Origin of the sequence: Streptomyces sp. NPDC059142 (assembly GCF_042755665.1) — a bacterium.
In the GTDB taxonomy this organism is placed as follows: Bacteria; Actinomycetota; Actinomycetes; order Streptomycetales; family Streptomycetaceae; genus Streptomyces.
Genome location: NZ_JBHZDA010000096.1, coordinates 10,508 through 25,981, shown reverse-complemented (window position 1 = coordinate 25,981; position 15,474 = coordinate 10,508). Strand labels below are relative to the sequence as shown.

General features: G+C 72.3%; 10 protein-coding genes. 7 read left to right on the top strand and 3 right to left on the bottom strand.

What is annotated here, in order from left to right:
* Positions 1–181 precede the first annotated feature (181 nt).
* On the top strand, positions 182–1,039 hold the full coding sequence (locus ACFXPK_RS27025) for a cellulose-binding protein (RefSeq protein WP_384998651.1): 858 nt from the start codon (positions 182–184) through the stop codon (positions 1,037–1,039).
* 104 nt (positions 1,040–1,143) lie between these two features.
* Here ACFXPK_RS27025 and ACFXPK_RS27020 read toward each other — a convergent pair whose 3' ends face one another.
* A complete protein-coding gene (locus ACFXPK_RS27020; protein WP_384998660.1) occupies positions 1,144–2,697 on the bottom strand; it encodes an MFS transporter in 1,554 nt (517 codons plus the stop codon).
* Positions 2,698–3,101: 404 nt separating this feature from the next.
* On the opposite strand from ACFXPK_RS27020, the gene ACFXPK_RS27015 reads away from it, so the two are divergent.
* Both ACFXPK_RS27015 and ACFXPK_RS27010 read left to right on the top strand, forming a co-directional pair.
* Entirely contained in the window at positions 3,102–3,890 is a 789-nt protein-coding gene (locus ACFXPK_RS27015) for an ABC transporter ATP-binding protein (RefSeq protein WP_385079468.1), read from the top strand.
* Positions 3,887–6,469, top strand: coding sequence for an ABC transporter permease (locus tag ACFXPK_RS27010; protein ID WP_385079466.1), 2,583 nt, complete (start codon positions 3,887–3,889; stop codon positions 6,467–6,469). Before ACFXPK_RS27015 ends, ACFXPK_RS27010 begins: the two co-directional genes overlap by 4 nt.
* 172 nt (positions 6,470–6,641) lie before the next feature.
* On the opposite strand, the gene ACFXPK_RS27005 is transcribed toward ACFXPK_RS27010, so the two are convergent.
* Complete coding sequence (locus ACFXPK_RS27005) at positions 6,642–7,760, bottom strand: methyltransferase domain-containing protein (RefSeq protein WP_385079463.1); 1,119 nt, start codon at positions 7,758–7,760, stop codon at positions 6,642–6,644.
* 318 nt (positions 7,761–8,078) lie between these two features.
* On the opposite strand from ACFXPK_RS27005, the gene mfd reads away from it, so the two are divergent.
* From mfd to ACFXPK_RS26990, 3 genes are all read left to right on the top strand, one after another.
* Positions 8,079–11,627 carry a transcription-repair coupling factor gene (gene mfd / locus ACFXPK_RS27000; RefSeq protein WP_384998639.1) on the top strand — a complete coding sequence of 1,183 codons (3,549 nt, stop codon included), beginning with the start codon at positions 8,079–8,081 and terminating at the stop codon, positions 11,625–11,627.
* 117 nt (positions 11,628–11,744) lie between these two features.
* Positions 11,745–12,674 (top strand): aldo/keto reductase, encoded by a 930-nt coding sequence (locus tag ACFXPK_RS26995; RefSeq protein ID WP_385079461.1) that lies wholly within the window; start codon positions 11,745–11,747, stop codon positions 12,672–12,674.
* Between the two features lie 301 nt (positions 12,675–12,975).
* Positions 12,976–13,728 (top strand): HNH endonuclease family protein, encoded by a 753-nt coding sequence (locus ACFXPK_RS26990; RefSeq protein WP_385079478.1) that lies wholly within the window; start codon positions 12,976–12,978, stop codon positions 13,726–13,728.
* Positions 13,729–13,780: 52 nt separating this feature from the next.
* Here the strand turns inward: ACFXPK_RS26990 and ACFXPK_RS26985 are convergent, their stop codons facing one another.
* Complete coding sequence (locus ACFXPK_RS26985; protein ID WP_384998630.1) at positions 13,781–14,698, bottom strand: class I SAM-dependent methyltransferase; 918 nt, start codon at positions 14,696–14,698, stop codon at positions 13,781–13,783.
* A gap of 225 nt (positions 14,699–14,923) precedes the next feature.
* On the opposite strand from ACFXPK_RS26985, the gene ACFXPK_RS26980 reads away from it, so the two are divergent.
* On the top strand, positions 14,924–15,388 hold the full coding sequence (locus tag ACFXPK_RS26980) for a GtrA family protein (RefSeq protein WP_385079457.1): 465 nt from the start codon (positions 14,924–14,926) through the stop codon (positions 15,386–15,388).
* Positions 15,389–15,474 lie beyond the last annotated feature (86 nt).

Below are 15,474 nucleotides of genomic sequence, written 5' to 3'. Positions count from 1 at the left end.
TGTTTGTGTGTCTGTTTTGTTTTTGTGTTTCCTAAAAACCCCCGGGGTTGGCCGTGCGCCCCGGCCCCCCCCCCGCGGGGGGGGGCCCCCCTCGCTGTACCCGACCCTGGCTTGTGACTCTGTGGTTCGCCCGAGAAGGGCCTTCAAGATGGGTGGTGCACCGTTGTCGGATCATGGCTTCGTGCCCGTACGTGGTCGTGGTTACCGTCCCGAACAGGTCGACCGGGAGTACGCCGCGCTGACCCAGGACCGCGACGACGCCCTGGAGCGCGTCGCTCAACTCACCTCGCTGGCCGACCGGATGGTGGGCGAGGTGGAGGTGCTCGCGGCGCGCGTGGCGGCGCTGGAGACGCCGACGTACGAGAACCTGGGCCGCCGCGCCCAGCAGATCCTGTCGCTCGCGCGGCAGGAGGACGAGACCCTGCGGGCGGAGGTGCGCGAGGAGTGCCGGGCGGCGCTCGCGGTGGCGGAGTCCGAGGCGCGGAACATACGCGAGGCCGCGCGCGAACACGCGGCCGGCGTACGGGAGGACGCGGAGGCGCACGCCGAGGGTGTGGTGGACGCCGCGCAGGACGCGGCCGACGAGGCGCGCGACGAGGCGCGGAACGAGGGGGCGCAGCACCGGGCGGAGGCGCTCGCGGAGCTTCAGGAGGTGCGCCGGCGTACGGAGCGGCTGCTGGAGGAGCTGGAGCAGAAGCACACGGAACGGCTCGCGGCGGCGGAGCGCGAGATCGCGGCGCGGGAGGCGACGCTGGAGGCCGACACGGACGAACGCACCGCACGGGCGCAGGCCAGGCTGACGGAGGCGCAGCGGGGGCTGTCGGCGGCGGGCGAGCAGGCGCGCCACCGCCAGGAGGACGCGCAGGACCAGGCGGACGAGCTGAAGGCGCAGGCCAGGGCGCGGGCGGACTCGGTGGCGCGGGACACGGAGCGGCTGGTACGGGCGCACGAGGAGGCGCGTGAGGAGATGCGGGCGCACATGGCGCACGTACGGAACAGTCTGGCGGCGCTGACGGGGAGGGCCCCGACGGAGGAGTGACGGGCCCGCGCACAGGAGGCCGGACCGGCGGCGCCGCTCGGAGGAGCCGCCCGCCGGACCCACGGGGGTGACGGGGGACTGCGGGGGACTGCGGGGGACCGGTCCTACGGGTCCCGCTGGTCCGCCGGCGGGTCCGGGAGCACCGGGAAGCGGCGCGGTGCGAGGAGGAGCAGGGCGAGGAGGGCGAGCACGCCCGCCCCCGCCGCGCCCACGTAGACATGGTCGACGGCGGTGTCCATCGCCCGGCGCAGATAGTCCGCCGCCTCGGCGCTCAGGGACCCCGGATCCTCCAGGGCCCGCGCGACGCCGTCCACGTCCTCGGGGAGTCCGGGCGTGGGCGCGCTCGCCAGCCGTTCGGCGAGTACGGAGTTGGCGACGGCGCCGAACACCGCGGCGCCCACGCTCTGGCCGATCAGCCGGCAGAAGAGGATGGACGCGGTGGCCGTGCCCCGCTCCGCCCAGCCGACCGTCGACTGCACCCCGATGATCAGCGGGAGCTGGAACAGCCCCAGCGCCGCGCCCAGCAGCAGCATGATCAGCGCCGGCTGCCAGGCGTGCCCGGGGTAGGGGAGCAGGGGGAAGGCGAGCAGGACCAGCGTCGCCAGCGAGATGCCGATGACGGCGGTCTGGCGGAAGCCGATGCGGTTGTAGACCCGGTTGGAGAGGGCCGCGCTGACCGGCCAGCTCAGGGTCATGGCGGAGAGCACGAATCCGGCGGCGATCGGACCGAGCCCGAGGACGGACTGCGCGTACGTCGGGAGGAAGACGGTCGGGGCGACCATGAGCAGCCCCAGTGCGCCGAGCGCGAGATTGACGGCCGCGATGGTGCGGCGGCGCCAGACCCATCCGGGGATGATCGGCTCGGCCGCGCGGCGTTCGACGACGACGGTGAACGCGGCGAGGACCGCGCTGGCGCCGAGGAACGCGAGCGACGGCGCGGAGAGCCAGGGCCAGGCGACCCCGCCCTGGACGAGCGCGGTGAGCAGCAGCGCGCCGGTCGCGAAGACGCCCAGGGCGCCGGCCCAGTCGGTACGCGGCCGCGGGCGCGGCGCCCGGCCCGTCCCCGTACCGCGGCTTCCCGCCGTCCCCGTACGGCTGTTCCCCGCGGCCGTTCCGGTGGCCGGGGCGCTCCGGGCGCGCTGCGGCTCGTGGAGGTACCTGACGACCAGCCAGAGCGCCACCGCCCCGACCGGCAGGTTGATCAGGAAGATCCAGCGCCAGTCGGCGTACCCGGCGATGAGCCCGCCCACCGCCGGGCCCGCCACGGACGACGAGGCCCAGACCGTCGACAGCTTGGCCTGGATCTTGGGGCGTTCCTTGAGCGGGTAGAGGTCGGCGGCGATGGTCTGCACCGTGCCCTGGAGCGCCCCGCCGCCCAGCCCCTGGACGACGCGGAAGGCGATCAGGGACGCCATGTTCCAGGCGGTGGCGCAGAGCAGCGAGCCGATGAGGAAGAGGACGATCCCGGCGACCAGTACGGGTTTGCGTCCCAGGGTGTCGGAGAGCTTCCCGTACACGGGCAGGGTGACCGTGACGGCGAGCAGATAGCCGGAGAACAGCCAGGAGAAGACGGCGAATCCGCCGAGGTCGCCGACGATCTGCGGGACGGCCGTGGAGACGATGGTGCCGTCGAGCGCGGCGAGCGCCATCCCGAGCATGAGCGCGGCGACGACGGGGCCTCGCCCGCGAGGGGCGCGCGGCCCCCCGGGTATCGCCTCCGGGTGTTTCCTGCCCTCTGCGCGGCCCGTGTCCTTGGTGTGTCCGGTGTCCTCGGTACTTCCTCCGGAGCCGCTCACAAGTTCCCTTCCCCGTACACGTATCTGGTCGGGGACACCTTCTCACCCGCACCTCACAGGGGGGAGGGGAGGAAAGGGGGCGCCCGGGGGTCCGGCGGCGGGTCCTTCTGCGGGCGAAGTCCCCTAGGGGTACCTCCTTATGTCTCGCCAGGGGCCGTTCGTACCGGTGGAGGACGTGCGGGCCGTTCCGCGCTCCTTAAGTTGTTCTTACGGACACGGGGGGCGGAAAACCCGTATCAAGTGAAAAGCGGAAGAGGAGACATACCGTGACAACGGCTGTGACCACCCCCAGGCACGGGGGTACCGGAGGGCGGACGGCCGTCGCGGCGCGAGCGCGTCAGGTCGTCAAGGCGTACGGCTCGGGCGACACCCGGATCCTCGCGCTGGACCATGTCGACGTGGACATCGCCCGGGGGCGGTTCACCGCCATCATGGGCCCGTCCGGCTCCGGCAAGTCGACGCTGATGCACTGCCTCGCCGGGCTGGACACCGTCTCCTCCGGCGAGATCCACCTCGCCGAGACCGAGATAACCGGGCTGAAGGACAAGCAGCTCACGCGGTTGCGCCGGGACCGCGTCGGCTTCATCTTCCAGGCGTTCAACCTGCTGCCGACGCTCAACGCCCTGGAGAACATCACGCTCCCCATGGACATCGCGGGCCGCAAGGCGGACATCGCCTGGCTCCAGCAGGTCGTGGACACCGTAGGACTCGCCGACCGCCTCGGCCACCGCCCGACCCAGCTCTCCGGAGGCCAGCAGCAGCGCGTCGCCGTGGCCCGCGCCCTCGCCGCACGGCCCGAGATCATCTTCGGCGACGAGCCGACGGGGAACCTGGACTCGCGGGCCGGCGCCGAGATCCTCGGCTTCCTGCGCCGCTCGGTGGACGACCTGGGGCAGACCATCGTGATGGTCACGCACGACCCGGTGGCCGCCTCGTACGCGGACCGGGTGCTGTATCTCGCGGACGGCAGGATCGTCGACGAGATGGAGCGCCCGACCGCCGACGCCGTGCTCGACCGGATGAAGGACTTCGACGCGCGGGGGCGTACGTCGTGACCGTCCTCAAGACCTCGGTGCGCAACGTCCTCGCGCACAAGGGACGCATGGCGCTCTCCGCCGTGGCGGTCCTGCTCTCGGTGGCGTTCGTCTGCGGCACGCTGGTCTTCACCGACACCATGAACACGACGTTCGACAAGCTCTTCGCCGCGACCTCGGCGGATGTCACCGTCGGCCCCGAGAAGGCCGAGGACGCCTCCGGACCGAGCGCGTCACAGACGGGCCGCCCCGAGTCGCTGCCCGCCTCCACGATCGAGACCGTACGGAAGGCGCGGGGCGTACGGTCCGTCGAGGGCGCCGTCAGCAGCATGAGCGTGACCGTCGTCGACGACGCGGACCAGGACCTGGGCGGCAGCAACGGCGCCCCCACCATCGCCGCCAACTGGACCCGTAACGACCTGCGGTCCATGCGGATCGCCTCCGGCCACGCGCCGCGCGGCCCGACCGAGGTGATGATCGACGCCAGTACCGCCGAGAAGCACCGTCTCGCGCTCGGCGACGAGCTGCGCACCATCGCCGTCACGGGCGACATCAGGGCGAGGATCTCCGGGATCGCGGACTTCACCGTCACCAACCCCGGCGCGACGGTCGTCTTCTTCGACACCGCCACCGCGCAGCGCGTGCTGCTGGGCACGCCCGGACGCTTCACCCACCTCAACGTCACCGCCGCCGGGGGCGTCACGGACGCCCGCCTCAAGGCGGACGTCGCGGCGGCGCTCGGGACCGGCCCGTACAAGCTGCAGACGCGGCAGGAGGCCGCGGACGCGAACCGCTCCGACATCGGCTCCTTTCTCGACGTCATGAAGTACGCGATGCTCGGCTTCGCCGGGATCGCCTTCCTCGTCGGCATCTTCCTCATCGTCAACACCTTCTCCATGCTGGTCGCGCAGCGGACCCGGGAGATCGGCCTGATGCGGGCGCTGGGATCCAGCCGCAAGCAGGTCAACCGCTCGGTGCTGCTGGAGGCCGTGCTCCTCGGGATCGTCGGCTCGGTGGCGGGCGTCGCGGCGGGCGTGGGGCTGGCCGTCGGGCTGATGAAGCTCATGACCTCCATCGGCATGGAGCTGTCCACCGACGACCTCACGGTGAAGTGGACGACGCCGGTCCTCGGCCTGGCCCTCGGTGTCGTCGTCACGGTCGTCGCCGCGTACGTACCGGCCCGGCGGGCCGGGAAGATCTCCCCGATGGCCGCGCTGCGCGACGCGGGCACCCCGGCCGACGGGCGTTCCGGGTGGGTACGGGCGGCCGTCGGCCTGGTCCTGACGGGCACGGGCGGAGCCGCGCTGCTCCTGGCGGCGCGCGCCGAGGAGGCGGGCGGGGGCTCGCTCCCGCTCGGCGCGGGCGTGGTCCTGACGCTGCTCGGCTTCGTCGTGATCGGCCCGCTCCTCGCGGGCGGCCTGGTGCGGGTGCTCGGCGCGCTGGTCCTGCGGGTGTTCGGCCCGGTCGGCCGCATGGCGGAGCGCAACGCGCTGCGCAACCCCAGGCGTACGGGGGCGACCGGCGCGGCCCTGATGATCGGACTGGCCCTGGTGGCCTGCCTGGCGGTCGTCGGCTCGTCGATGGTCGCCTCCGCGACGGACGAGCTGGACCGGTCGGTCGGCGCGGACTTCATCATCCAGAGCGCGGACGGCCGGCCGATCGTGCCGCAGGCCCGGGCGGCGCTGGAGAAGACGCCGGACATCGCGCACTTCACGCGGTACAAGTGGGTCGAGGTGGCGCTGACCGCCCCGGACGGGAGGACGGAGAACGTCGGCCTCTCGGCGGCCGACCCGACGTACGCGACGGACCTGCGCCGCGAGACCGTCGCCGGTGAACTGACGGCGGCGTACGGCAAGGACGCGATGTCGGTCGGCGACGGCTACGCGAAGCGGCACGGCGTGAAGGCCGGCGACCGGATGACGGTGGTCTTCGCCGGCGGGCGGACTGCGGAGCTGAAGGTCGCGGCGATCACCTCGGACGAGGCGAACGTCGACAAGGGCGCGATGTACGTCGGCATCACGACCGTCGAGCGGTATCTGCCGGCCGACAAGGTCCCCGAGAGCATGATCATGTTCGCGGCGGCGGAGGACGGCAGGGAGAAGCAGGCGTACGCGGGGCTCAAGGACGCGCTGGCCGCCTATCCGCAGTACAAGGTGCAGAACCAGACGGACTTCAAGCAGGATCTGAAGGACCAGATAGGACAGCTCCTCAACATCGTCTACGGCCTGCTCGCCCTCGCGATCGTCGTCGCCGTGCTGGGCGTGGTGAACACCCTGGCCCTCTCCGTCGTCGAACGCACCCGCGAGATCGGCCTGCTCCGGGCGATCGGCCTCTCCCGCCGCCAGCTCCGCCGGATGATCCGCCTGGAGTCGGTCGTCATCGCCCTCTTCGGTGCGCTGCTGGGCCTGGGTCTGGGCCTGGGCTGGGGCATCGCGGCCCAGAAACTGCTCGCCCTGGAGGGCCTGAACATCCTGGAGATCCCCTGGCCGACCATCGCCACGGTCTTCGTGGCCTCGGCCTTCGTGGGCCTGTTCGCGGCGCTGGTCCCGGCGTTCAGGGCGGGCCGCATGAACGTCCTGAACGCGATCGCGACGGAGTAGGGCGCCGGAGCGCGGTGCCGGAGCAGGACCTACGGGGCGCGTACGCACATGCGTACGCGCCCCGTACCGGTACGGTGGTCACCCCGGCGCCGGTGGACGCCCTCCAACGTCCATCGGGGCCGGGCCGCGTCCGGCGGGGAGGCCCGCGTCCGGCGGGGCGGGTCGGCCGGGGCTACCGGACCACATCGCCCGGCGTGTCCAGCCACACCCGTTCGCCGTCGCGCGTGACGCTCAGGCCGGCGCGGTCGCGTGCCGGGCGGCCGCGCTTCTCCCAGCGCCGGTAGGAGCGCTCCGCCTCGTCCCACAGGGCGCGTGGCCCGTACTGCGTGACCGCGTACGTGCTCGCCCCGGGGACATGGCCGGCCGCCGCCCAGGACCTTCGGTCGTCCGCCAGGATCCAGAAGGTCGCCTCACCGCTGCCGTCGTCCGCGTCGGCCCGCAGGTACCAGGCGTCGGGCAGGTCGAGGCCGATGAAGAACAGGGCGTCGGGGTCGCCGTCGAAGGTGAGGGGCGACAGGTCCGTACGGGACGCGGTGCCCTCCTCCCGGTGGTGCAGGAAGTCGGTGAGGTGGCCCCGGTGCGGGCGGTTCCGGCGGGTGCGCATGAAGGCGGGGTAACCGGTGAAGCGGCCGTGCGCCTCGCCGTCGCCCGCGTCCAGCACGGCGAAGCTGTACGGGAAGAAGCTCCCGCCCCAGGGGGTGACGATCCGGCCCGTGGGAGCCTGCTCGACCCAGGCGTACGGGACCTCGGGCACGGTGTACGTCGCGACGACCCGGTCGTAGGGAGCCCGCTCCGGGCAGCCGTGCTCGCCGGGCCCGCAGAACACCCGGGGGCGGAAACCGGCCGCTTCGAGGTTCCCGGCGGCCCGCTCGGCCAGTACCGGGTCGATGTCGATACTGGTGACCTGCTCCGAGCCCAGCCGGTGGGCGAGCCAGGCCGCGTGGTAGCCGGTGGCCGCGCCGAGTTCCAGGACGCGCTGCCCCTCCCGTACCGCCAGGAGGTCCAGCATCTCCAGCATGATGCTCGGCAGGGAACTGGACGAGGTCGGCAGCCGGTAGGCGCCCTCGGGTGTTTCCCGGCCGTCGTTGATCTGGGTGATGATGTGCTGGTCGTCGTAGACGGCGGCGAGCCACGCTTCCGGGCTCTCGCTCCGGCGGATCGTCGCCCCTCCGGCCTCGATCGTGTCCGGCAGGAACAACTCGCGCCGGACAGCGCCCACCGTGTCCGCCCATCCGTCGGGGACCGCCCCCTGGGCGGTCAGGATCTCCAGCAGGCGCGCCGGGCAGCTCATGTCAGGTCACGTGTCCTTCTTCGCGGGCGTTACAGCACGCAGTCTTCCGTATGCGTAACGTCACGGGAAAGGCGGTGTCGTTGAACGCCCCGCCCCCGCCTCCCGTACGCCCCCCCGCACCGGCGCCCGCACCGGCGCCCGCACCGGCGCCCGCACCGGCGGGAAGCGGCCAGCGGCCCGCCCCCTCCGGTGCTCCGGCCGCGGCTGTCGTACCGGCGTCGTACGCTGGACAACCCCGGCCCGTGCGACGTGTCGGGCCCTTCGTGTTGCCCCTCAGGACCCACCACGCCTCACAGGATCTGGACGGAAACCTCCTTCATGAGCCTTCACGGTCTGCTCGACGCCGTCATCAAGGACCCGGCGCTCGCCGAAGCGGTGAAGGCCGCCACCGACGGTCACCGCACGCATGTCGATCTGGTCGGGCCGCCCGCCGCGCGGCCCTTCGCCGTGGCCGCGCTGGCGCGGGAGGCGGGGCGGCCCGTGCTGGCCGTGACCGCCACCGGGCGGGAGGCCGAGGACCTGGCCGCCGCCCTGCGGTCGCTGCTCGATCCGGACACCGTCGTGGAGTACCCGTCCTGGGAGACGCTGCCGCACGAACGGCTCTCGCCCCGCTCGGACACCGTGGGCCGCCGCCTCGCCGTACTGCGCCGGCTCGCGCACCCGCTGGCGGACGACCCGTCGGCCGGACCGGTCAGCGTCGTCGTCTCGCCGGTGCGCTCCGTGCTCCAGCCGCAGGTCAAGGGGCTCGGCGAGCTGGTGCCTGTCGCCCTGCGCAGCGGGGAGAGCGCCGATCTGGGCGAGGTGACCGAGGCGCTGGCAGCCGCCGCGTACGCGCGGGTCGAGCTGGTCGAGAAGCGCGGCGAGTTCGCCGTACGCGGCGGCATCCTGGACGTCTTCCCGCCCACCGAGGAGCACCCCCTCCGGGTGGAGTTCTGGGGTGACGACATCGAGGAGATCCGTTACTTCAAGGTCGCCGACCAGCGCTCCCTGGAGGTCGCCGAGCACGGGCTGTGGGCGCCGCCCTGCCGTGAGCTGCTGCTCACTCCGGAGGTACGGGAGCGGGCCGCCGCGCTCGCCGAGGACCACCCCGAACTGGGCGACCTGCTGGGCAAGATCGCCGAGGGGATCGCCGTCGAGGGCATGGAATCCCTCGCTCCGGTCCTGGTGGACGACATGGAGCTGCTGCTCGACGTCCTCCCCAAGGGCGCCATGACGCTGGTCTGCGACCCCGAGCGGGTCAGGACCAGGGCCGCCGACCTCGTCGCGACCAGCCAGGAGTTCCTGGCGGCGTCCTGGGCCGCCGGCGCGGGCGGCGGCGAGGCGCCCATCGACGTCGGCGCCGCGTCCCTGTGGTCCGTCGCGGACGTCCGGGACCGCGCCCGCGAGCTGGGCATGATGTGGTGGTCCGTCTCCCCCTTCGCGGTCGACGAGGAGCTGGGCGACGAGGCCATCACGCTCGGCATGCACGCCCCCGAGACGTACCGGGGCGACACCGCCCGCGCCCTCGCCGACACCAAGGGCTGGCTGGCGGACGGCTGGCGGACCGTCTTCGTCACCGAGGGGCACGGCACGGCGTCCCGTACGGTCGAGGTCCTGGGCGGCGAGGGCATCGCCGCACGGCTCGACACCCCGGGCGCGCGCACCGCCGGCGGGCTCGCCGAGATCGTCCCGTCCGTCGTCCACGTGGCGTGCGGCTCGATGGACCACGGCTTCGTCGACCCGGGGCTCAAGCTGGCCGTTCTCACCGAGACCGATCTCTCCGGGCAGAAGGCGGCGGGCAAGGAGGGCGCCCGGATGCCCGCCAAGCGCCGCAAGACCATCGACCCGCTGACGCTGGAGCCGGGCGACTATATCGTCCACGAGCAGCACGGCGTGGGCCGGTACGTGGAGATGGTGCAGCGTACGGTGCAGGGCGCGACCCGCGAGTACCTGCTGGTGGAGTACGCGCCGGCCAAGCGCGGCCAGCCCGGCGACCGGCTGTACATCCCGACCGACCAGTTGGAACAGGTCACCAAGTACGTGGGCGGCGAGGCCCCGACCCTGCACCGTCTGGGCGGCGCGGACTGGACGAAGACCAAGGCGCGCGCCAAGAAGGCCGTCAAGGAGATCGCCGCCGACCTGATCAAGCTCTACTCGGCGCGGATGGCCGCCCCCGGCCACGCCTTCGGCCCCGACACGCCCTGGCAGCGTGAGCTGGAGGACGCCTTCCCGTACGTGGAGACGCCCGACCAGCTCTCCACCATCGCCGAGGTCAAGGAGGACATGGAGAAGACGGTCCCGATGGACCGGCTGATCTGCGGCGACGTCGGCTACGGCAAGACGGAGATCGCCGTACGGGCGGCCTTCAAGGCGGTCCAGGACGGCAAGCAGGTCGCGGTCCTCGTCCCCACGACGCTGCTGGTGCAGCAGCACTTCGGGACGTTCTCCGAGCGGTACGCGCAGTTCCCGGTCTCCGTGAAGGCCCTCTCGCGCTTCCAGTCGGACGCGGAGGCGAAGGCGACCCTCCAGGGGCTGCGCGAGGGCGCCGTCGACATCGTCATCGGGACGCACCGGCTCTTCTCCTCCGAGACCAAGTTCAAGGACCTGGGCCTGGTCATCGTGGACGAGGAGCAGCGCTTCGGCGTGGAGCACAAGGAGCAGCTCAAGAAGCTCCGGGCCAATGTCGACGTGCTCACCATGTCCGCGACGCCCATCCCCCGCACGCTGGAGATGGCCGTCACCGGTATCCGTGAGATGTCGACGATCACCACGCCGCCGGAGGAGCGGCATCCGGTGCTCACGTTCGTCGGACCGTACGAACAGAAGCAGATCGGCGCGGCCGTACGGCGTGAACTGCTCCGTGAGGGCCAGGTCTTCTACATCCACAACCGGGTCGAGTCGATCGACCGCGCGGCGGCGAAGCTCCGCGAGATCGTCCCCGAGGCGCGGATCGCGACGGCGCACGGACAGATGGGCGAGGCGGCGCTGGAGAAGGTCGTGGTCGACTTCTGGGAGAAGAAGTTCGACGTGCTGGTCTCCACGACGATCGTCGAGTCCGGCATCGACATCTCGAACGCCAACACCCTGATCGTGGAGCGCGGCGACAACTTCGGTCTCTCCCAGCTCCACCAGCTCCGCGGCCGGGTCGGGCGCGGGCGTGAGCGCGGCTACTCCTACTTCCTCTACCCGCCGGAGAAGCCGCTCACGGAGACCGCGCACGAGCGGCTCGCGACCATCGCCCAGCACACGGAGATGGGCGCGGGCATGTACGTGGCGATGAAGGACCTGGAGATCCGCGGCGCGGGCAATCTGCTGGGCGGCGAGCAGTCGGGCCATATCGCGGGGGTCGGCTTCGACCTGTACGTACGGATGGTGGGCGAGGCGGTCGCGGACTACCGGGCGGCGCTGGACGGCGGGGAGCAGGAGGAGGCCCCCCTGGAGGTCAAGATCGAACTCCCGGTGGACGCGCACGTCCCGCACGACTACGCCCCCGGCGAGCGGCTGCGCCTCCAGGCGTACCGGGCGATCGCCTCGGCGAACACGGAGGCCGACATCGCCGCCGTACGGGAGGAGCTGACCGACCGGTACGGCAAGCTGCCGGAGCCGGTGGAGAACCTGCTGCTGGTGGCGGGGCTGCGGATGCTGGCGCGGGCGTGCGGGGTGGGGGAGATCGTGCTCCAGGGCTCCAACATCCGGTTCGCGCCGGTGGAGTTGCGGGAGTCGCAGGAGCTGCGTCTGAAGCGGCTGCATCCCCGTACGGTCATGAAGCCGGCCACCCGTCAGATCCTGGTGCCCCGCCCGACGACGGGCAAGATCGGCGGGAAGCCGACGGTGGGGCGGGAGCTGCTGGCGTGGACGGGGGAGTTCCTGACGACGATCCTCGGCTGAGGCGACGAGCCGAGGCGGCGCCGCTGGTCAGAGGCGCGACGCCGCTGGTCGGAGGCATGGCGCCGGGGTTGTCCACAGGCCCCGGCGGCGGGTGGCGCGTGGTGGGAGACTCCGTCCATGACGACTTCGGAGAAGCTCACGGCGTCCGGCGCGGGTACGTGGCGGCTCGGTGACCTGACGGTCAACCGGATGGGGTTCGGCACGATGCGGCTGCCCCAGCACGGCGCGGCGTTCGACGCGGACGCCACCCCGAGCGACCGCGACCGGGCGATCGGGGTGCTGCGCCGCGCGGTGGAGCTGGGGGTGAACCACCTCGACACGGCCGCGTTCTACTTCTCCCGGCTGCGCTCCGCGAACGAGCTGATCAGCCGGGCGCTGGCGCCGTACCCCGAGGATCTGGTGATCACGACGAAGGTGGGCCCCGGCCGGGACCACACCGGCGAGTGGGTGTGGGCGGACACGCCGAGGGAGCTGCGGGGCCAGGTCGAGGAGAACATACGCCAGCTCGGCCGTGACCACCTCGACGTGGTCAACCTGCGCACCGGCGGGGGCCGTCCGATCGCGGAACTCTTCGGGACCCTGGCCGAGTTGCGGGACGCCGGGCTCATCCGCCACCTCGGGGTCTCCCACGTCACCGCGGAGCAGCTCGCCGAGGCGCGGGCGATCGCGCCGGTGGTCTGCGTCCAGAACCCGTACGGCCTCGGCACGCCGGACGGCGACGCGCTGCTGCGGCTCTGCGGGGAGGCGGGCATCGCCTTCGTGCCGTTCTACGCGATCGCGGGCCGGCGGCGCGAGGCAGGCGCGGGCGCGGCCACGGAGGAGAGCCCCGAACTCCTCGCCGTGGCACGGTCCCACGGGGCCTCACCCGCCCAGATCCGCCTCGCCTGGACCCTCTCCCGGGGCCCCCACGTCCTGGCGATCCCGGGCACCGGCAACCCGGACCACCTGACGGCGAATGTGGCGGCGGGCGCACTGAAGCTCACGGACGAGGACCTGGCCCGGCTGGAGGCGGTGCACCGGGCGGGCACGGTGGCGGGGCCGGCCTGAACCACGCGGCTCTCGGGCTCCTGGTCGTCCGGGCAGGCGGATGCCCCGGGCGCGGAGGGCTTCCTCTCGAACGCGTAAACGAAGGAGGGGTGGCGCGATACCTCTGCCCCGGCGCGGCCGGCGCGGACCGTGCCCCTCCTCCCGACGCCCCCGTCCGCCGTGAGCGGACCTGACGCTCCGTCATATACGCACGTGGGGAGGGGTACTGAACCCCCGGAGACGTTATGGTCTCCAGGTGAGCAGAGTTGACGAACGCAGAGCACGAACGTTTCTCCGTGGTGGGGCCCTCGCCCTCTCCTTCCTGGCGCTGGCGGGGTGCGCGGGGGAGCTGGAGTCGGGCGCCAAGCCGTCCGCCTCGGCGTCCGCGTCGGCATCGGCCGGCACGGGCGGCAGTGGCGGCGAAGGCGCCGAGGCCGGTGCGTTCGGGGTCAGTCCGCTGGCCAACGACGACGGTACGAAGCCGGGGCTGGCGCCGATCACCTCCGACGCCGACCGGAAGGCCGGCCTCGCGGTCATCGAGGAGGTGACCACCAAGAGCCGCGGTTCCAGCTCCGGCTACGACCGGAAGAAGTTCGGCTACGCCTGGATGGACACGGCGGACGGCGTCCCGCTGGCCGGGAACGGCTGCGACACCAGGAACGATCTGCTCGCCAGGGACGGCAAGGACCTGAAGTACCGTTCCGGCTCCGACTGCATCGTCGTCTCGATGAACCTGAACGACCCGTACACGGGCAAGGAGATCGAGTGGCGCAAGGAGGCGGCGGCCAAGGTCCAGATAGACCACGTCATACCGCTCTCCTACGGCTGGAAGATGGGCGCGTCCAAGTGGGACGCGGCCAAGCGGAAGCAGCTCGCCAACGATCCGCTCAACCTCGTCCCCGTGGACGGTCCCACCAACGGCTCCAAGAGCGACTCGGGCCCGGCGGACTGGCTGCCGCCGAGTGAGCAGATCCACTGCTCCTACGCCATACGGTTCGCACAGGTCGCGCTCAAGTACGAGCTGCCCGTGACCACCGCGGACAAGGAGACGATGCAGGAGCAGTGCGGCGGCTGACGTCCGTACGCACGGCGGCGGGCGCGGGCCGGGTCCGGGGGCAGGGGCCCGGTCAGGCGCGGGCCCGCAGGAAGGCGGACGTGGCGACCTGCCCCAGCATCTCCAGCCGTGAGCCGCCGTCGGCGAGGTGCTTCTCGGCGGCCTGCTGCACGCCCTGCCAGTGGGCGTCGCCGTAGTCGTCCAGGACGACGATCCCGCCGGGAGCCACGATCTCCTCGGCCCACTCCAGATCGGCGAGTACCCCGGCCTCGGAGTGGTCACCGTCCACCACGATCACCCCGTACGCACGGTCGGAGACCGCCGCCCGCACCTCCGGGTCGCCGGAGAACCCCTGGTGGACGCGGGCCTCGGCGCCCGGCTTCCCGCCCAGCGCGAGGTTGGCGCGTACGACGTCCATCCGCACCGGCGTGCCCGTCGGATCGGCCGCCTGCTTCGTGCCCGGCTGGAGCTGGCTGCCCGCCAGCGGGTCCACGATCGTCAGCCGCGGCTCCGTACCCGCCCGGTGCAGCATCCGCGCCAGCGAGGCCGAGAACAGGCCGTACAGCGTGCCGATCTCCAGGACGTCCTGGTTCGGCGGCCCGAGCAGCGGCACGGTGGCGAGCTTGCCGCACACGTTCGACGTGGACCCGGCGAGCCGGCCGAGCGCCAGCGTCTCCAGGGCGATCACCTGCCGGAACGCGACGGTGACGTTACGGCGCGCGTGCGCGGCGTCCTCGCCGGTCACCTCGGCGATCTGGCGTACGAGCGTGTCGATCTGGCCGGGGGTCGGCACCCGCGACCCGTTGCGGCCCGTCTTGTCGAAGAGCAGGCCGACCGCATAGCTCTGCCCCCGCAGCTCCGTGATCTCGCGGCGGAGGATGTCGAGGTCGGAGCGGAGCGGTCCCGTGGATCGCAGGACGCGCCGGTCGACCAGTGCGGCGGCAGGACGGAGGATCCGCTTCGTCAGCCGGTTGCTCAGAAGAGAGGACATGGCGCGGAAACTACGCGTCGTCAGCTCGTGGCGGACCACACCGCCATGCCCACTGGGTGAAGGGTTGGTGGCGTGCGGGCGACGCGGATGTGGCGTAAGGCGGTCCGTCCTGGTGAGCGCCGTGCCGTGGTGAACGGGGGCGGTCCACTCCGCTGTGTCACACTCCTGGAGGCGCGGCACCCCGCCGCGGTCTGCCGTAGCCAGGGGGGAGGAGCCCGTACGCGGATGACGGTCCGTAGTCAGATGGTGCGATTCGTGCTCGTGGGAGCGGCGAACACGGGCACCTACTACGCCTTCTATCTGCTCCTGCTGACCCGGCTCCCGTACGTCGCCTCGCACCTCGTCGCGTCCGGGCTGAGCATGATCGGCTCGTTCTTCCTGAACAGCTGGTTCACCTACCGGACCCGCCCGACCTGGCGGAAGTTCCTGCTCTTCCCGCTCAGCAACGCGGCGAACCTCCTCATCACGACGGTCGGCGTCTATCTCCTGGTCGACGTGCTCCACCTCGGCAGCCGGTTCGCCCCCCTGCTCGCGGCGGGCGGGGCGGTCCCGATCACCTTCCTGGTCTCACGAGCGATCATGCTCCCCCGCGAACCGGCGTCCGCCGCAACCGCAGGGGACACGGGCCTCCCGGACCACGAGCCCGCCGCCACGACACCGACGGCGGAGCCGTCCTCGAACGGACGCTGACCGTACGACGCGGCGAGCCGTACGGGCTCCGGGGCGAGGGGGTCCGGTCGATGTCGGGCGAGGGGGTGGTGCTGAAGCCGCTGGGG